Source organism: Stenotrophomonas sp. Sm6012 (genome assembly GCF_030985895.1).
Classification (GTDB): domain Bacteria; phylum Pseudomonadota; class Gammaproteobacteria; order Xanthomonadales; family Xanthomonadaceae; genus Stenotrophomonas; species Stenotrophomonas forensis.
In genome coordinates this window covers 32055-50865 of record NZ_JAPTFX010000009.1, presented here as the reverse complement: position 1 = coordinate 50865, position 18811 = coordinate 32055, and the positions used below count along the sequence as shown (strand labels likewise).

14 protein-coding genes are annotated in these 18811 nt (G+C 65.2%); 6 read left to right on the top strand and 8 right to left on the bottom strand.

The window, feature by feature from the left end:
• Positions 1 to 36: 36 nt before the first annotated feature.
• Together proP and O0J73_RS03345 are read right to left on the bottom strand one after the other, a co-directional pair.
• Entirely contained in the window at positions 37 to 1524 is a 1488-nt protein-coding gene (proP, locus tag O0J73_RS03350; protein ID WP_006448595.1) for a glycine betaine/L-proline transporter ProP, read from the bottom strand.
• A gap of 190 nt (positions 1525 to 1714) precedes the next feature.
• A complete protein-coding gene (locus O0J73_RS03345) occupies positions 1715 to 1843 on the bottom strand; it encodes a hypothetical protein (protein ID WP_258010884.1) in 129 nt (42 codons plus the stop codon).
• A gap of 182 nt (positions 1844 to 2025) precedes the next feature.
• Between O0J73_RS03345 and O0J73_RS03340 the strand changes: the two genes are divergently transcribed.
• Positions 2026 to 2442 carry a host attachment family protein gene (locus tag O0J73_RS03340; protein ID WP_006448593.1) on the top strand — a complete coding sequence of 139 codons (417 nt, stop codon included), beginning with the start codon at positions 2026 to 2028 and terminating at the stop codon, positions 2440 to 2442.
• 5 nt (positions 2443 to 2447) lie between these two features.
• Complete coding sequence (locus O0J73_RS03335; protein WP_308307993.1) at positions 2448 to 2771, top strand: thioredoxin family protein; 324 nt, start codon at positions 2448 to 2450, stop codon at positions 2769 to 2771.
• Between the two features lie 18 nt (positions 2772 to 2789).
• Here the strand turns inward: O0J73_RS03335 and O0J73_RS03330 are convergent, their stop codons facing one another.
• The 3 genes from O0J73_RS03330 to O0J73_RS03320 form a co-directional block, all read right to left on the bottom strand.
• Positions 2790 to 3386 carry an NUDIX hydrolase gene (locus O0J73_RS03330; RefSeq protein WP_308307992.1) on the bottom strand — a complete coding sequence of 199 codons (597 nt, stop codon included), beginning with the start codon at positions 3384 to 3386 and terminating at the stop codon, positions 2790 to 2792.
• Between the two features lie 76 nt (positions 3387 to 3462).
• A complete protein-coding gene (locus O0J73_RS03325; protein ID WP_008267939.1) occupies positions 3463 to 3708 on the bottom strand; it encodes a hypothetical protein in 246 nt (81 codons plus the stop codon).
• A gap of 414 nt (positions 3709 to 4122) precedes the next feature.
• Complete coding sequence (locus O0J73_RS03320; RefSeq protein ID WP_308307991.1) at positions 4123 to 6489, bottom strand: autotransporter outer membrane beta-barrel domain-containing protein; 2367 nt, start codon at positions 6487 to 6489, stop codon at positions 4123 to 4125.
• 348 nt (positions 6490 to 6837) lie between these two features.
• Between O0J73_RS03320 and O0J73_RS03315 the strand changes: the two genes are divergently transcribed.
• The 4 genes from O0J73_RS03315 (at position 6838) to O0J73_RS03300 (ending at position 15459) form a co-directional block, all read left to right on the top strand.
• Positions 6838 to 9189, top strand: coding sequence for a GH92 family glycosyl hydrolase (locus O0J73_RS03315; protein ID WP_308307990.1), 2352 nt, complete (start codon positions 6838 to 6840; stop codon positions 9187 to 9189).
• 345 nt (positions 9190 to 9534) lie between these two features.
• The gene (locus O0J73_RS03310) at positions 9535 to 9696 is read left to right on the top strand and encodes a hypothetical protein (protein WP_308307989.1); all 162 of its coding nucleotides are present in this window, start codon (positions 9535 to 9537) and stop codon (positions 9694 to 9696) included.
• 9 nt (positions 9697 to 9705) lie between these two features.
• Entirely contained in the window at positions 9706 to 12342 is a 2637-nt protein-coding gene (locus O0J73_RS03305; protein ID WP_308308003.1) for a type VI secretion system Vgr family protein, read from the top strand.
• Between the two features lie 27 nt (positions 12343 to 12369).
• Positions 12370 to 15459: a DNA repair protein gene (locus O0J73_RS03300; RefSeq protein WP_308307988.1), complete on the top strand. Its 3090-nt coding sequence runs from the start codon at positions 12370 to 12372 to the stop codon at positions 15457 to 15459.
• A 58-nt stretch (positions 15460 to 15517) separates the two neighbouring features.
• Here the strand turns inward: O0J73_RS03300 and O0J73_RS03295 are convergent, their stop codons facing one another.
• From O0J73_RS03295 to O0J73_RS03285, 3 genes are all read right to left on the bottom strand, one after another.
• The gene (locus O0J73_RS03295) at positions 15518 to 16489 is read right to left on the bottom strand and encodes an SUMF1/EgtB/PvdO family nonheme iron enzyme (protein ID WP_308307987.1); all 972 of its coding nucleotides are present in this window, start codon (positions 16487 to 16489) and stop codon (positions 15518 to 15520) included.
• 214 nt (positions 16490 to 16703) lie between these two features.
• Positions 16704 to 18086: a sensor histidine kinase gene (locus tag O0J73_RS03290; protein WP_308307986.1), complete on the bottom strand. Its 1383-nt coding sequence runs from the start codon at positions 18084 to 18086 to the stop codon at positions 16704 to 16706.
• Positions 18079 to 18753 carry a response regulator gene (locus O0J73_RS03285; RefSeq protein ID WP_308307985.1) on the bottom strand — a complete coding sequence of 225 codons (675 nt, stop codon included), beginning with the start codon at positions 18751 to 18753 and terminating at the stop codon, positions 18079 to 18081. Before O0J73_RS03285 ends, O0J73_RS03290 begins: the two co-directional genes overlap by 8 nt.
• Positions 18754 to 18811 lie beyond the last annotated feature (58 nt).

Here is an 18811-nt window from a genome sequence, read left to right as displayed (position 1 = left end):
TCCACGTTATTCGTGGATCGCGTTTCGCGCTGGGCCTCAGGCCGGCTTCCCCTGCTCGGGCTCCGCAACGTCGGGCAACGGCGGCAAGCTCGGGTCCACGGTCACCGGCGCGTCGCTCTTCAACAGCGCGGCCGCTTCCTTGTCGCTGCCCACGGCCGGCGGTGAACCGCGCAGCGGCAGGCCGGCGGTTTCCTTCACGAACAGCATGGTCACCAGGCCGATCACCGCCGCGCCCATCAGGTAGTAGGCCGGCACCAGCGGATCGCCGGTACGCTCCACCAGCCACGCGGTCACCAGCGGCGTGGTGCCACCGAACAGCGACACCGACACGTTGAAGGCGATCGACAGCGCGCTGTAGCGCACGGGGGTATAGAACAGCGCCGGCAGCGTGGACGGCATCGAACTGGTGAAGCACACCAGCGCCAGGCCCAGCAGCATCAGGCCCAGGAAGATCATCCAGTCGTTGCCGCTGCCAACCAGCAGCAGGCACGGCACCGCCAGCACCAGCAGCGCGATGCACGCACCGATGATCATCGGGCGGCGGCCCAGCTTGTCACTGAACAATCCGCCGACGATGTTCAGCGGCATCATCACCAGCATCACGATGATGATCAGCAGCAGGCCCTTGCTCTCGGCATAGCCCATGGTGACGCTGAGGTAGCTGGGCATGTAGGTCAGCAGCATGTAGTCGGTGACGTTGAACACCAGCACCAGGCCCATGCACACCAGCAGCTGGCGGCCGTGCACCTGGAACAACGCGCCCAGCCCGGGCCGGTCATGTTCGCGCTTCTCCGCTTCCTCGGCGAAGGCGCGGAACGCAGGGGTTTCCTCCAGCTTCATGCGCATATACAGGCCGAGCAGGCCCAGCGGGCCGGCCACCAGGAACGGAATGCGCCAGCCCCAGTCCAGCATCTGCTCGCTGCTCAACAGCATGTGCAGTGCGGTGACGGTGCCGGCGCCGGCGATGTAGCCGCCCAGCGTGCCGAACTCCAGCCAGCTGCCCATCAGGCCACGGTTGCGGTCGGTGGAGTACTCGGCGATGAAGGTGGCTGCACCGCCATATTCACCGCCGGTGGAAAAGCCCTGCACCACGCGCGCCAGCAGCAACAGCACCGGCGCCCAGATGCCGATGCGCTCGTAGGAGGGAATCAGGCCGATGGCAAAGGTACCCAGCGCCATCAGGATCATGGTGAACGCCAGCACTTTCTGGCGGCCGTAACGATCGCCCAACGGGCCGAACACCAGGCCGCCCAGCGGCCGCACCAGGAATGCCACGGTGAAGGTGGCGAAGGCCGCGATCACCTGTGCGGTGGGATTGCTGGAGGGGAAGAACACCTGGCCGATGGTGACGGCCAGATAGCCGTACACACCGAAATCGAACCACTCCATGGCATTGCCCAGTGCAGCGGCGCCGACGGCGCGCTTGAGCATGGGCTTGTCGACAACGGTGATCTCATCGACCTTCAGGTGGCGGCGGCGTTTGAACCAGCCGAAATGAGCATGTGAATCGGGGGTGTCCTGCATGGAGGCTCCCTGTCAGGTGGGGGAATGAGCGATGGGGTGTGTTCCGGTAACAGGCGCGGGCGCGATGCCACGCGCACGGCACGGCACCGCCGCAGGGGCGGAAACACGGAAACGGGATCACCGCGGCAGCGCTGTCAGCGGCCGGGTGTCACATCAGCGTGGGGAGTGCAGGCAGAAGGGCCTGCGGGCGTCAGCCGCCAGGGTCCAGCGCGAGGCGATGGAAATGCTGGGCGGGAACATGCGTGGCAAGCGAAGCGCCGGTCGGCAGTGCTTCCCACGTAACAGGTGCGCCCGTCACGTAGTGGGTCGTGTCGATCATCCGTTCATCATAACGGCATCGGCGTGAGCATGCAGCGAAGCAGGCTGAGCTGCACGCTGTGTTCCATCGCGCCTGTTCATCTGCAGCGCGTCGGCGATGACATGCGTTGAACGAACTGTGGCCGCGCCGCTCACGCACGGCTGGCTACGGTGCAGGTGAACGCAATCCACAAGGAACATCGCATGACCCGTCGCATTCCCGAGGGCACCCTCATCATCGTCGCCGATGGCGGCTCTGCCCGGGTGTTCACCAACGTTGGCAGCGAGCATCAGCTCAGCTTGAAGCAGGAAGGTGAGCTGCGCCTGCAGGACATCAGCGAACAAGGCATCTCGGGGCAGGGGCCGGCCGGCGCGGTGCCCAAGGACATGTCGATCTCGCAGCTCAATGAAGCCACCTTCGCCAAGCAGGTGGCCGAGCAGCTCAACGACGATGCCCTCAACAACCGCTACGCGCACCTGGTGCTGGTCGCCGACCCGACCACGCTGGGCCGCATCCGGCCGCTGCTGCACAAGGAAGTTCAGTCGCGCCTGCTGGGTGATATCGCCAAGGATCTGACCAACGCACCGTTGGCCGATATCCAGAAGGCGCTGGCGGCGTAACGCACATGCCGTTCATGCGTGATCACCTCTCGGTAGAGCCGGCCCATGCGGATGTGGAAGCACAGCCGGGCTGGCAACTGCTGGAGTTCGGCGCACCGTGGTGCGGCCACTGCCAAGCCGCACAGGCGGCGCTGCAGGCCTTCGTGGATGCCAACGATCTGGTGCATTGGAAAATCGAGGATGGCAAGGGCAAGCCGCTGGGCCGTGCGTTCAAGGTGAAGCTGTGGCCGACCGCCGTGCTGCTGCATGACGGCCACGAGGTGGCACGGGTGGTGCGGCCGTTGGACAGTGCCGACCTGGCAACCCTGCAGGCGGCACTGCCGGATTAAGCGCGGCTACGCGCGAGGCTAGCGCAACGGGTAGAACGGCTCGATCAGCTCGGTGCCGGTGGCCTCATCGCCCTTGAACGACAACTCGAAAGCGCCACCCCACAGCGTTTCGGGGTGGTCGAGCACCTGCAGGGTTTCCATGCGCAACGCCTGCATTCCGATCAGATGCGCGGCTTCGTCGCGGCTCACCCAGCGGTACTGTTTGTCCGCCGTCGTGGCCGGTGGCTGCCCACTGCGCAGCGTGGCGCGATAGTGCTGGCGGAACGACACCGCGTCGTGCGTCGGGTCGGGTGGGTCCTCGCTGAAACGATAGCTGTAGAGGGCCGCCAGCGTGAACGGTGACACCTGCAGGCCAAGCTCCGTTGCAAGCTGCCGCAATGCTTCCTGCACGCTCTGCTTGCGGTTGGCGCGCACAGCGGGCGTCATCCAGCCGCTGCGGTTGTGTTCCAGCAACAGGCGGCCCTGATCGTCGGTGACCAGCAGGCGCAGGATGGTGTAGTCGTCCTGCGCAGTGCGGGCAACGGCGGGTGGCGGTGGGGGCGGATCGGCATGGACGGCAGAGGCGGCGGCGATCATTCCTGCAATCGCGATCCATCGTGCAGCGCGGCGGGCCATGCGGGGTCTCCCTGGTCTGGGCGCAGGGTAGGGCGGCCCAGAGCGTCGGGCAAGTGCCGGCTCACCCCCGTCGGGGTCAGTGAAGCGTCACCTTCTCCGCTTCCTCACGCAGCGCCTGCAGCAGGCAGCGCCCGTGCTGGCTCAGCATGATCATCGCGGTGGCGATCTGCTTCGGGTTGTAGCCCATCGGCGCGGGCGGTTTCGGCTCCGGGCCATACTGCTCGCCGATGAGGATGGCCATGCCCTCGGCGCTGTTGAAGGCCTGTTCGATGCGATGGAGCAGCGACTCCATGGCCGGGCTGAGCGGACGTTCGTGGATCATGCGGGAACTCCCTGGGTGTGATGGCCACCGCGAGGGTGGCGGGCGATGCGTGCTTGGAACTCCCGGACAAAAAAGAGAAAGCCGGAGGGCCTGACGGCCACACGCAGCGCCCGCCGTAATCACGTCGAGCAATCTCTTCTTTGTTTTTCGGGGGTTCCAATCCCGGCAGCGGTATGCCCGCTGCGGCGCCATCCTGCACACGTCACGGTGCGAACGCCCATTGATTGTCTCTGCCAAACCGGCAGGATCGAAAGATCACATCATTCACCACATCAGGTTCCTACAAAAACCTGTCAGGCGCGACTCTCCCTGTCGCGCCTTCCATGCAATGGCCGAGAACGCCTGTTCAACGGCCACACCTCTCGCCCCGTTATCAGCCCTCGATCGAACTGGCGGCGGGCCGAAGACGTCTTGTCACCAGCTGTAACTGACACCCACCTGCGCACTGGTCTGGTGGTAGCCACTGGCTCGCTGCAGCGACAGGCCGCCCCAGGCGCCGATGCCGTTGCTGAACTTCACCGAGGCACCGCCGCTGAACTCGCCACGGCTGCGCGGGATGCGTGCATCCACCCGCTCGTCATCCATGCGGATCTGCGATTCGGCACGGGTATGCAGCCAGTTGGCAGCAAGGTACGGCTGCACCTCGGCGGCACCGTTGCCCCAGCGGGTCACGCCGGACAGGCGCAGGCCCGCACGGCCGAACATGCCGTTGGCGTTCTCGGCGCCCACTACCGTGCCGTTGGCTTCGGTGTGGCGGTTGCTGTCCCAGCGGCTGTAGCCCACCTGCAGCTGCGGCTCCAGATAAATGCCGCCATTGCTGGCGCCGCCCACGCGGAACGCGTAGCCGGTTTCCACCGCACCCTGCCATGCCCGGCTGTCGTAGCGCTCGGCAGCCAGGCCAATGCCTTCCACGCGGTTGCGGAACTGCGCACGCTGCAGCGAACCATCCACATAGAAGCCCGCATACGGGTCGGCGCCGTTGCCGCCACGCCAGGTGCCGTAGATGCCCAGAGCCTCGCCCTTCACCTTGCCGCGGGCGTAGTAGCCGCTCAGTTCATTGGTGGAGGTGCTGCTGGCATTACCACTGGACAGCATCACGCCCGCACTGCTGCCCGATTCGTGACGCCACAGATCGGCGCCAACGGTCAGCGCCTGGCTGTTGCCGTGGATGTCGAGCTGGCGGCTGATGGCATCGAAGCCATTGCGCGAACCATCCACGCGTGCCCAGGCACGGCCGCTGTTCTGGCCGGCATGACGATCGTGGTAGCCGAGGCGGAACATGTTCTGCGCGGCCTGAAGGTTGGCCAGGTAGGCACCCGGTTCCGGGCGCAGCACCGGGTCCGGAATGTCCGGGTTGCACTCGGGCAGGGTCGGGTCCACATCGCACGGGTCCGGCTGGGTCGGCAGCTGCGAACGCAGGTACCAGTTGCCATCGGCACCCGTGCCCTTGTGCAGGAAGTACTCGTACTGGCCACCCACGGCACGGCCGGTCAGGTTGAACTGGCCATTGGACGCGCCGCCGACCTGGATCAACTTGATGCCCTGGTTGGTCTGCGCACCGGCACCGCCCACGTTGTTGACGCGCACGTTGGCTGTACCGCTGGTGTCGCCGCCGATGATCAGCTTGTCGGTGGCCGCATCGTCGCCGGCCAGCACGGTGTTGAAGGCCAGGGTGCCGCCGTTGCCGGTGAAGTTGCCGGCCACGTTGAGGGTGTGGAAGGCGGAGCCGTCGCCGAGGGAGACCACGCCACCGTTTTCGACGGCCAGGTTGGCCACATCGCTGTTCTTGTTGAGCTGCCATTGGCCGCCCTGGCTGAGCGCGACGTCGATTGCCCCGGTCATGCCGCCGACCAGCGATGCGTTGTCGCGCAGTGCCAGCGAACCGGTGGCACCGGCACCGGCACGGATGTCGCCGCGCAATTGGCTGTTGCTGGCATCCACGTCGGCGCGGACCTTCAGTGCCGGGGTGCTGGTGTTGGGCTGGATGTCGATCAGTACGCCGTTGCCAGCGATCAGCTCGGCGCCGTTACGCAGCGTGATGTCCACATCAGTGTCATTGCTGAAGCTGGGCCCCACGTAGATCGCGCTGCCCGTCGTGCCTTCCAGGCGTGAACCATTCACGACCAGCGTTGACGGTTGCGTGGTGAACCCGGGCATATGGGTGGAAACTAGGTAAGCACCGTGCAGATCGCCACGGACGGAAGAGTTGCTCTGGATCGCCGCGCCGCCTGCCTCTACCCACAGGCCGACACCGTTATTCGGATCGTTGGGCAGGCTGGTGTCGGTCTTGCCGATCAGCGTGGAACCAGAGACGGTCAGCTGACCGTTGCCATTGACCAGCACGGCGGCCTCCAGTCCCTCTACGGCTGAGGCATCCAGCGTTACTATCGAGTGGGGTGCGTTTGGGCTACCCAGATCCGCACCCAGTGAGAGGCCCCATTGGGTGTCATTACGGATGCTACTGCGAAGAAAGCTGGCAGTGGAATTGGAGATGTTGATCAGTTCGCCGAGCGTGCTGCCTGAGAACTGGGCATCGGTAGCATTGAGCGTACTTTGTGCACCGATACTGACGATCCCGGCGGTCGCACCCGCAGCCAGGTTGAGGGTAGACGCACCCGAGACATTCCAATCTTCCTTCGCATCGCCAGCGACGACCGTATGGCTGGCACCGCCGCCAAGGTTGCGTGCGGCGGAAGCGGGCACTGCCGTGCAGAGTGACAGCGCGGTGGCCAGCAGGCACGGTGCAAGCTGGATGGGGGAACGACGAACTGCAATCTTCATGACGGAACTCCTGGGGGTATCGAACTTCAGGAAAGGAACCGCATTCACTTCGTCGGTGTGAATGAAACGCTGTGATTGCGTGAAGACAAAGTGATTCCGGTGCGCTTTCCTGCCCTGCGTGCGAAAAGCGTGATAAGGGTCACGTTGCGACCGTGAATGTCGCAGGACACCTTCTCGCGCCGCTTTTGGGCTTGGCACCAGTCTGGTGAGCGTCAGCGACCCGAACCATGCAATTAGTTGCATAGGAAATCAGACAACTTCTGTCGCCTTTGGATTCATTCAGCCGCAGCGCAACATGCGATGCCTGAATGCCGGTGCTAGCATCGGCCATCGCCTGAATCGATCCAAATGCCGATGCCCACGCTGGACCGTCGTTTCCTGATCGCCGTCGCCGCCACTGCCATGCTGGCTTCCGGTGCCGCCCTGGCCGCCACGCCGGAATCCGCTGCCGAGCGCGCCTACGCGGCGGTCGACCCGTTCATCGGTACCGGCGGCGAAGGCCACACCTATCCCGGTGCCACGGTGCCGTTCGGCATGGTCCAGCTCAGCCCGGACACGCGCATCCAGCCGCGCGAGAAGGCCTATGGCTGGGCGGCCGGCTACCGCTACGACGACAGCAGCATCGTGGGTTTCTCGCACACGCATTTTTCCGGTACCGGTCATTCCGATCTGGGCGACATCCTGCTGATGCCGTTCACCGGCACACCGGGGCTGGAGCGCGGCGATCCGGAAAAGCCCCGCAGCGGCTATGCCTCGCGCTTCCGCCACGACGATGAGAAGGCCGAGCCGGGCTATTACGCGGTCACCCTGGATGATTACAAGGTGCGCGCCGAACTGACCACCAGTGCGCGCGTGGGCGTGCACCGCTATGCGTTCCCGAAGGGCACCGAGGCCAAGGTGCTGCTGGACATGCGCACCAGCATGTACGACTACCCGGGCAAGGTGCTGTGGTCGCGGGTGCGGGTGCGCGCCGATGGCACGGTGACCGGCTTCCGCGAAACCCGCGGCTGGGCGCCGGGCCGCCAGCTGTACTTCGCGATGCGTTTCTCGCGCCCGCTGGCCGGGCATGAACTGCACAACACCGAGCAGGACATCGTCTACAAGGGCTTTCCGCCGCCGGGCGAGAAGAACCCGGCGCAGCGTGCGCAGATCGAGGGTCGTCAGCTGGTCGGCACGTTCGCCTTCGGCAAGCTGGACGCGCCACTGGTGGTGAAGGTGGCCATTTCGCCGGTCAGCGAGGCCGGCGCCATCGCCAACCTCGACGCCGAAGTGGCGGACTTCGATTTCGACCGCGTGCGTGCGCAGGCCAAGCAGGAATGGACGCAGGCGTTGTCGGTGCTCGATATTGAGGCGTCGGAACATGCACGCCGCAGTGCCTACACCGCGCTGTACCACACGATGCTGGGGCCGACGCTGTTCATGGATGCCGACGGCCAGTACCGCGGCTCGGACAACGCCGTGCACAAGGCAGAGGGCTACACGAATTACTCCACGTTCTCGCTGTGGGATACCTACCGTGCGCTGCATCCGTTGCTGACCCTGGTGCAGCCGGAGAAGCGCAACAGCGACTTCGTCAATTCCATGCTCGCCCATCACGAGCACAGCCCGTACGGCATGCTGCCGGTGTGGTCGTTCCACGGCCTGGAAGACTGGTGCATGATCGGCTACCACGCGGTGCCGGTGATCGCCGATGCGTACGTGAAGGGTATCCGCGGCTTCGACGCAGACAAGGCGCTGAAGGCGATGGTCGAGACCGCGAACTACGGTCCCTATGACGGCATCGCGCAGTATCGCGAGCTGGGCTATGTGCCGATCGACGAGGAAGGCGAAGCAGCCAGCAAGACACTGGAGTACGCCTTCGACGACTGGACCATCGCGCGCATGGCGCAGGCCATGGGCAAGGCCGATGTTGCGGCCACCTTCGACAAGCGCGCCGGCAACTGGCGCAACGCCTTCGACAAGGACACCGGCTTCATGCGCGCACGCAAGCGCGATGGCAGCTTCCGCACGCCGTTCGACCCCAGTGCCAGCGGCTACGGCACCGATTACACCGAAGGCAATGCCTGGCAGTATTCCTGGTATGTGCCGCAGGACGTGGCCGGCCTGGCCGCTGCACACGGGGGCAGCGACAAACTGCTTGCGCGGCTGGATGAGGTTTTCAATGCCAAGGTCGATCCGTCCATCTTCGAGCACATGGAAGACATCACCGGCTTGATCGGCTGGTACGCGCACGGCAACGAACCCAGCCATCACGTGGCCTACCTGTATGCGTATGCCGGCCAGCCGTGGCGCACGCAGGCGCGCCTGAAGCAGATCATGGACACCCAGTACGCCGATCGCCCCGACGGGTTGGCCGGTAACGATGACGTCGGCCAGATGTCGGCGTGGTACGTGTTCACCGCGCTGGGCTTCTATCCGGTGGCGCCGGGTTCGGGCGAGTACATCCTGGGCCGTCCGTTCCTGCCCAGGACCGCGATGCGTCTGCCGAACGGCAAGACCTTCACCATCGTGGCCGACGGGCTGGACGACAAGCACACCTACGTGGGCAGCGTGAGCCTCAACGGCACGCCATTGCAGCGCACATTCCTGCGCCACGACGAGATCCTGGCCGGTGGCGAACTGCGCTTCAGCATGCAGGCCGAGCCGAACAAGGACTGGCCGGGGCAGGGCGCGCAGGCGCCGTATTCGATGACCCGGTGATGCGCACTGGGGCGGCATGCGGTGATTCCCGCTTCTGGTAGGTGCCAACCTTGGTTGGCACGCGGGAGGTCAACATCGCCAACCAAGGTTGGCCTCTACCGGAACCCGATCGCTGCGGGCCGTGAATGTCGGCGATGTATCGCCCGGATACCTGTCGCGATCTGCATGATTTGTCGAGTGCGGATCAGGATTCAACGGAAGGATTCACCCCGGAATCGGTGACGCAGCGTCGCCGTCGGGCCGTTCCAGGCCACATTCATAGCATTCTGATTTCACCCCGCTCATCCCGTTGCTAGGGTCCTGCGCACAGAAGTGCGCCAGGGTGGTGCACGGGGTGTAGGTCATATGCACACGTTGCATGCGCATGAGGATGCAGCGCTGCTGCACCGGTTTGAACTGCCCGGCGCAGGGTCTCTGCTGGTGGAGCGCTGGCACGGACGCGAAGTACTGTCGGAAGGTCTGGATTACCACATCGATGTACTTGCGGCGCGCGCGGATGCTGCCTGAGAACACTGGCTGGGCCGGCCTGCAACGCTGCACACGCGTGATGCGCAGAGGCGCGACATTCCACGGGCAGGGCTGGTGCGCGAGGTACGTCGGCTGGACGGTGATCGGGAATTCACCCGCTACCGTATACGCCTGGCGGCATGGACCTGGTGGCTGGGCCAGCAGCGCAACAGCCGCGTCTTCCGTGACGCAGCCGTCAGGCAGATCGTGGATGCCGTGTTCGCCGAGCATCAGGCACGTGCCTGCTGGCACTGGAGCGATGATGCACGGGCCCGCCTGGACGCCCTCCCGCCGCGTCACTACTGCGCTCAGTACCGCCAGTCGGATATGGATTTCGTGGCCTGCCTGTTGGCCGAGGAAGGCATCGGCTGGCGTGTCGAGGCGGATGCGGAGGCGCCCGCGCTGCATCGCATCGTCCTGTTCTTCGACAGCGTGGCCTTGCCACAGGATCCGCTGTCGGCACGCGACGGTGCCCTGCGCTTCCACCGCGGCCACGCGGCCGAGCAGGAAGACAGCGTAGTACAGCTGGCCCGGCATGCGCGGCTTGGCCCGCGCCGGTTGAGCATGGTCAGCGATGACTTTCGGCAGGACCGTACCTTGGCCGTCCAGTTGCCGATGGACGGCGGCGGTCATTCGCCTGTCGAGCAGTATCTGGCGTGCGGTGCCCAGGCCTTTGAGTCGCATGCCGAGGCCGAGCGGCGTGCCGCGCTTCTGGCTCAACGCCATGAAGCGGAGCGGCAGGGATGGCAGGGCATTGCCACGGTGCGTTGCCTAGGCGCCGGCACGTGGTCCAGCATCAGCCAATGGTCGCCGCAGCAGGTGCCCGAGCTGCTGCTCACCTCGGTGGAGCATGCCGGGGTCAACACCCTGCCCGCGCGGCTGAACCAGCATCGTCCGGAGCACGCCCTGCAGCGGGATGGGGTCCTGCCCGACGCGCTGCAGCGCATAGCCCAGCAGCTGGGCTATGCGGCTGCATTCCATGCCGTTGACCGCCAGCGCCCGTGGCGGCCGCGCGCACCGGAGCAGGAGGGCGAAGCCCAGGTGGTGGGCCGGCAGACGGCCATCGTGATCGGTCCTGACGATCGCACCGGGGTAGCCGAAGGCGATCAGGTGCACGCTGACGCGCTCGGGCGGATCCGCGTGCGCTTTCCACTGATGGATGCGACCGGCAGGCCAGCGCACAGCGCATGGTTGCGCGTGGCGCAGCGGTTTGCGGGCCCGGGGGTGGGCAGCCAGTTCCTGCCGCGCGTGGGCCAGGAAGTGCTGGTGGGCTTTCTGGAAGGGGATGTGCAACGCCCGATCGTACTGGGTGCCCTGTACAACGGACGCGGTGAGAACGATCCATCGCTGCACGCGCAGGCCTGCGATACGCGCGTCGGCGGCACCGGCAACCTTGCCGGTGGCAACGCGCCGGCCTGGCACGCAGCGGGTGCTGGCGAGCAGGCGCATCGCCATCCTGGTGCGCTGTGGGGTATCAGCTCCCGCGAGTGGGGTGGTGAAGGCGGCACTACGCTCCAGTTCGACGACACCGACCACCAGCTCCGCCTGCAATTGGCCACAACACAGGCCAGCACCCAGTTGAACCTGGGCCACGTCATCCATCAACGCGGCAATTATCGTGGCAGCCTGCGTGGGCAGGGTTTCGAGCTGCGCAGCGACGCGGCGGGCGTGGTGCGCAGCGAGCGCGGCCTGTGGCTTGGTGCGTATCCGGCAGGGGCTGCCCAGCCCGCAGGTACGGCGGTGCAGGCCGGCGCGTTGCTGGCCCAGTGTGGGACGCTGGCCGCTGCGTTCGGCCAAAGCGCTCGCCTGCACGGTACTGCCGGGCTACATGCGTCGACTGCGTTGACGCCCCTGCGCGATGCGGCAATGGGCGTGGTTGCGGCCGATGACTTCGGCCGGGCGCATGTTGCTGCCGGTGACGCAGCTGCAGCCGGTGGTGTCCCGCATTGCACGGCACCCCTGCTGGGCATGGTGGCGCCACGCAAGGCGCTGGTGGCGGGGCAGGGTCTGTTCTGGCAGGCCGGGCAAAGCCTGCTCCTGGGAGCAGGCGCTGCCGGGCAGGCCGTGGTGAAAGGCCGCGCGCGGCTTCATGCGTCGCAGTCTGTCGGCGTGTTGGCTTCGGCCTCTGCTTCTGGCAGTGCGTCCGGCATGACCATCGCTGCCGGGCAACAGCCGGTCGACATCCAAGCGCAGGGCGACGCGGTGAAGCTGCAGTCGCGGCAATCACAGCGCCTGGCCAGTGCGCATGCGGCGGTCGAACTGGCTGCGGGACGTGCGTTGGTCATACAGATTGAAGGCGGTGCCAGCCTGACGATCGAAGGCGGCAACATCCAGTTCAACTGCCCGGGAACCCTGACGGTGCACGCGGGCCAACACAGCTTCATCGGTCCGGCGTCCCTGGCCTATCCGCTGCACACGCTGGGCACCGCACCCTGCCGTGCCCGCTTCCTTGTACGCGATCACGCCGGTGCACCGCTGGTGGGGGCGGCCTACTCGATGCAGCTGCCTGATGGCCGCTGGCTGAGTGGAAACACCGACGGCGACGGACTCACCGAGGAGGTCGTCACCGATGGCCCGGAGAAGGTGGGCCTGTTCGTGGATGACGAACGGCACGAAGGCTACCTGCGCGACGCAGGCAACAGCTGAGAGGGTCAGAAGAAAGGAATCTGGTACATGAGTTCTGGAAAGTTCACGCTGTTCCGCCATGATGGTCATGGCAACGTGGTGCCCTGCGCGGACGTCACCTATCGTATCCGCGATGTATTGCATGGCTTCGCCGTCGTGGCCTCCGGCACGACCGACACGCTCGGCGACACCGATCTGGTGACGCTGCCGGAGCGTGTGCAGACCCCGGCACCACCGGTCCTTCCCGACTGGCGCAGAGGCTGGCCGAACCTCGGCGCCGGGCCGGCCGGCCTGAAGCTGCCCTGGCCGCGGCGCAACGTGCCGGACGCAGCTGCCGGGGCCGGGCATGGCGCCCGCCTGCCGCACAGTGAACATCGATACCAGCTGCAGGTCCGCGATGACGCCAGCGGCGAGTGGACCGATCCGCTGCTGCACCCGGACTGCCATGAGCCCGCGCAGCTGGGCCCCTGGAGCGAAGATCCACGGGCCGAAGCTTCGCTGCGGCCTGCATTGCAGGTGCGGCGGCTGCGGTTGCGACCGTTCCACCAGCTGCAGTTGCAGCGGCAGAGCCCGCCAACACCGGTGCCGGAGGCCGGCTTTGTGGGCTACCGCCGCGACCGCGATGGAACTGAGGTGGTCGCCCTCGACGTGCACGGGCGGCCGGTCCGTGGCGTAACGGATAGGCAGGGAATGACCCCGCGCCTGTTCTGCGAACAGGATCTGCGGCTGGTGTTCACCCTGCCGGGCAGCCGCAGCGAACTGCGCAGCGCGCTGTCCGAGCCACGGGTCGTCGGGCAACCGCGCCTGGTGCCGGTGGTGCCGGTGAAGATGCATGCGGTGGTGAGCGGCCCCGGCGAAGGCGCCACGCTGGAGCTGGCCGGGAAGATCAGTGCACCGGCGCTGCTGAATGTGGCCGACGAAGAACTCCTGCTGCTGACACCGGAAGTATGGGAGGAGTTCCGCGAGGTCGCACGATCCATTGAAGGCAGCCTCTCCGCCGTGCCGCGCGCCCGCTGGCAATTGGAAGAGGCGCTGGCCGGCCGCAGCCTGGAGGCGGTGGCCCAGGCCGAGAAGAACCTCGGCATGGCCGAGGACCGTGCAGCGGCCATGCTCAACGGGGACTTCGCCCGAAAAACCGACCTGGTCGAAGTAATCACCTTTGAAAGCTACAGCCGCAAAAGCGACGGCCAGCCACAGCAGGAGGTGGGCCTTCGCCGCAATTACCTGCCACGGTTCAAATACGATGAATTCAAAGGCCGCCGGGTGATGGGCGTGCCTACCCACGTGGATGTGGGCATGTCGACACGGGCAGGCGACAGCGGGATGTCCGTGGGCAGCGCGGCCCGGCAGAAGGGGCCGGCCTTCCAGAACTTTGATTCACGAAAATTCATGCAGTCGCTGATGACGATCAAGGCCCAGATTGGCCGGAGCGTCAAGGCGCCGAACATCCAGTTCGACCTTATCGAGCTGGGTGGGAACCAGTTCTCCGAGCTGGTGCGCGCGTCGGAGACCTACTCGGTGGAGACCTCCGCGCAGTGGCTGCGGTTTGTGGCGGGTGCCGGGGCCAGTGCCCAGGCGGAGTGGGATCCCCTGCACCGCAAGGCCAGCGCCAAGGTTGAAGCGAGTGCGCATTACAAACTGGCGCTGTTTGAAGCAAAAGCCGTGCATACGTGGTCGATTCCCTCGCGTACCGGGTGGATGCAGCGCTACGGCGATATCGACCTGGGCGCGATCGTATTCCAGATGTCGCTGGAACTGCACGGCTTTGCCGGCGTGAAGCGGGCCTTGATGGGCGCTGCCGGCGTGAGCATCGATCGCGGCACTGTCAAGGTCGAGGCGCAGCCGCGCGATCGTGATGACAGCTTCGTGCCCAGCTTCGATATCGTGCGCGGCATGCCGCGGGCTGACATGGGCGATCCGCCGGGCGAGGACGGCCGGCCGTCGAGACGCGTGGTGATGGCCGCGGTGGGCGAGAAGCCGCCGGAGAGCCTGAATGGCATGCGGGTGAATGCCGAGGCGTTTGTGGGTGTTGAGGCGGGCTTGACGCCTGCGGGTGAATTGCAATGGCTGCCGCCCCAGCAGGGAACACCGGTGACGCTTGCGAAGCTGAGTTTGGATACGGCGGGTTCTGCGGGCGTGGGCGCCAAGGCGCAGCTGTATGTGTACTACGCGAAGGGACGTTTCAGGATCAAGGTCAGTGCGCGGTTGTGCCTGGGGATTGGCTGCAGAGGGGCGCTGGATTTTGTGGTGGGGGTGGAGGGGATGCTGGAGTTCGCCAAGTGGGTGTATTACCAGTTGGCACATGCTGGGTTTAGGAAGTTGTTGTTCATTGCGGGGGATGCACTGGAGTATCTTTCCAAGATCGCATTCCTGGAGACTTCCACTGAAGGGTCTGTGGAGAGATTTCTCATCCAAAGCATCGACCGCGCGAAGATGACTGTCAAAGAACAGATCCGCAAGGTTCAGGTTGCGCAGAATCGCGTTGAACTAGTTCGAAGAATCAACTCTGCCGTGGGAGCTGCAGATCGCAAGAACGCATGGCTTCTATACGCAACACCAATGACTCGTGGAATGATTCTGTACGCCATCACTCGCCACGATTGGATGACGCACATGGAGAACCCAGCCAACGTCGAGGGACTGCTCGATCCCCAGATGCACTATCTTCCCGATCACAAGAAGGCAGTTCTTCGTGTCATCAAGGGCATCAGTCTTGTCAGTGAGTGGCTGGCCACGTTCCAGCATATGACTGCCGAGGGAGATCTCAGCAATGAGCCGCCAGGCAAGCTGGAGGGGGATGTGGTTAGATTCCTGAACTACGGCCGTTGGTTGTCCGGTGATCTCAAAGGAAAGGTCATTGATCCAATCAATACCGAGGGTGATGCACCTTCAGAGGGACTTCGAAGCAGCTACCTTGAGCAGTTCCTTGCCCATCGCAAGAGACTGCTGGGTAGCTTTCCAAAGGGGTATGAGGTGGCGCAGTTGCAGCGGATGGACCTCGATGCACTCCTGGCGCTTGACGGCATGGACGCCCCTAGCTTCGCAAGTTTTGATGGCGACTACCTTCGTTCCCGGGATCAGGAACAACGGCTTGTTGCTTTGCTTGGTCGTGGTGGCTCGCCTGCAAGCACATCGTAGTTTGCAGGCGGATGCGCTCCAAAGGTGACCTCCGGCGAAAGGCTGTTGCTGCGTCGTTTCAGCTGTTCTCTGAACTGGGAGAATCGGCTGCTGCGCAGCGGAATCGGTTAAAGCCGTTGGGATTGAACAGTCGCCTCCCTTCCTCAGAGAGAAGGGGGTCGGGGCCAGGGGCAGGTTCGTTTTTGAAACGAGTGAACGTCATCGACACGATGAATAGAGAATCTCCACCGCGGTTGCTGTGACTGCGCTGGACCTTCTCCTCCCCATGTGCAGGTCCACGAGGGTCCTGTGTGTCGGAAATGTCGTAGGGATCCTGATACCAGTCAAAGATCCATTCAAATCCATGATCGATCATGTCGTACAGACCCAGCGGGGTGGGCGGGTACTGGCCCAGCGGGGTTGGGCCGATCGTGTAGCCATGCTGAGAGGCGTAGCGACCGATTGTCTCGAAGTCCCCCACATTCCTTCCATCGTCCACGCTGCCATCATCGGTGGGCCAGATCACGAACTGGCCCCGGTTACGTGCCGCGTACTCCCACTGCGCCTCCGTCGGAAGCTCCATCTTTCGCCCAATCAGCTTTCCGACCCATCCACAGTACTGCTGCGCGGCCTCCCAACTCACGCCGACCGGTAGATCGTCCGGTAGGTTCCGGTACTCCAGATCCATCGGGTACTGCGCGGTCCGAGGCTGGCCCGTCGCATCAGTGTAGACATCGAAGTCGGCGTAGGTGATCTTCTTCGCACCGATCGCGTAGCTGCTCAGTGTTACCTCACGCAGTACGTCGTCGTCGCGCTCACCGCTGTAAGGCATCTTCGCGCGCGGATCAATGGGGCCGAAATCACCCATGATGAAGGTGCCGCCTTCTACCTCCACAAGGTCTTTTTTGGTCTTTTGCGACAGTGCTTCGATGCGCGCTGTGAGCTCAGTTGAGTGCTTCTGGGGCGTTTTGACGGTCGAACCTTGGCACGCCGTCAGCAGAAGTGCTGTTGGCACAGGGGATTTCAGAAGGACGTGTCGAAGAAGCGGCATGAGAAGCACCGATCAGTTCTGGATGGACTGAATCAGCGTAACAACGCTGCCGCAAGGCGCGTGGCGGCTCCACGGCTCAGGCATCGCGCCAGGTGCAGCCGGGTACGGCTGGTCGCTTCGTAATCAAGGGCTGCCGATGGGCAGCGCCAACCAAGATTGGCGTCCACCGATATGTCCCGCTACGGTCGCAGCGGATGCCCACCAAGGTGGGCATCTACCGGGAGCGAAACCGCAATCCGACCCGCGCGCCGCCGATCGGGGCGGTATCGATCACCAATGCCGCACCATGCCGCTGTGCGATCTCTGCCACGATCGCCAGCCCCAGACCGCAGCCGTCGCCCTCGCTGCTGGCCCGGTAGAAGCGTTCCGTGACACGCCCGCGCTCGGCCTCGGCGATGCCGGCGCCATCGTCGTCCACCCAGACCTGCAGGCCTTCGGCGTCCTGCTGCAGGCCAAGCGTGATCACCCCGCGCACGCTGCCATAGCGCAGCGCATTGTCCAGCAGATTGCCAAGCGCTTCGCGCAACAGCTGAGGATCACCCGCGATCGACACGCCCTCGTCGGGCCCGTCGTAACCCAGGTCTACGCCTGCGGCCAACGCCCTGTCCGCATAGCGCTCCACCACACCGCGCGCCAGCACCGCCAGATCCACCGGCTGCAGCGGCAACGCGCTGCCCTGCGGATCTTCGGAACGGCTCAGCATCAGCAGCTGGTTGACCAGGTGCTGCAGCCGCGCCAGTCCGCCCAGCGTGCCGGACAACGCCAGCTGCTGCGCCTGTGGATCATGCTGGCGCAGTGAACTCTCCAGTTCCACCTGCATTGCCGCCAGCGGCGTGCGCAGCTGATGCGCGGCATTGCTGACGAAGCGCCGTTGCGCGGCCTGCATCGCGTCCAGGCGCTGCAGCAGCGCGTTGTAGGCCTCTACCGCCGGCCACAGTTCGCGCGGCGCCTCCTGTGCAGGCTCCAATGGCGCCAGCGGGTCCGGGCGAGGGCTGGCCAAGCGGCGTGCCACCTGGTTGGCATGGCGCGCGGCGGCGCCGGTACCCGACCACGCCAGCCACGCCGCCAGCGCGAGAATCGCAGCCTGGAACGGGATGCTGGTCATCAGCAGCTTGCGCTCCAGCCGGTGGCGCTTGCGCAGTGTTTCGGCCACGCGTAGCCGGATCTCGTGGCCGGGCCCGGCGCTGACCACTACTTCGACCATGCGCACCGGCTGCCCACGTAGCCGTGCGTCGTAGTAGACGGCCTCGTCATCGCGTGCGGCGGCAACGGCAGGGCGCGGCAATGCTTCGGGCAGGTCACCGTACAAGCGTCCGCCCCCGGCATCGACCACTTCACCATGCACTTCATCGGTGGTGTCCCAGGTGAACATGCGCGACACCGCCGGCGTGATCTCGATCGAGGCCCGTCCATCCTGCACCTCCACCAGTTCGGACAGCGACATCGCCGAGTCCAGCAGCCAGCGGTCGTAGACCTGGCCGGCGTAGAAGCGCGCCAGTGCGAACGAACCCACCGCGCTGCACAGCATCAGTACCAGCAGCGGCAGCCACAGGCGCCGCAGCAGCAGGCCACGCAGGCTGTGCACGCGCTCAGTCACCGCCGGCCTCCAGCCGGTAGCCGAGGCCGCGCAGCATGCGGATGCCAACGCCGGCACGCCCCTGTTCCAGCTTGCGGCGCAGGCGGCTGACATGCACTTCGATCACCGACAGGTTGGCCTCGTGGTCCCAGCTGTACAGCGCATCGAACAGGCGCTGTTTGGTGACGGTACGGCCTGGGTGCTGCATCAGCGCCTCGACCAGCGCCAGCTCACGCGCGGTCAGTTCGATGCGCTGGCCATCGACCTGTGCCTCGTTGCGGATGCTGTCGAAGCACAGCCGACCCAGCCGCTTCTGCGCCGGTGCATCGCTGCGGCGGCGTGACAGCGCACGCAGCCGCGCTTCCAGCTCACCCAGTGCGAAAGGCTTGGCCAGGTAATCATCACCACCGCGGTCCAGCCCCAGAATGCGATCGTCGACGCCATCGCGCGCGGTCAGGATCAGTACCGGCAGGATGACGCCGTCGTTGCGTAACCGCGACAGCAGGTCGAGGCCATCGATATCGGGCAGCGACAGGTCGAGCACCATCACGTCATACGGCGCGCTGGCCAGCGCGGCCGGCGCATGCAACCCGCGCGAAAGGTGGTCGCACAGGTGCCCGGCGCCCTGCAGGGCGCGGATCAGTCCATCGGCCAGGGCGGCATCGTCTTCGATCAGCAGGATTCGCATTGCAAGTTTCGTGCAAGGTTGGGGCAAGTTTGGCGCAAGTGCGTCACCTTACCGTGAC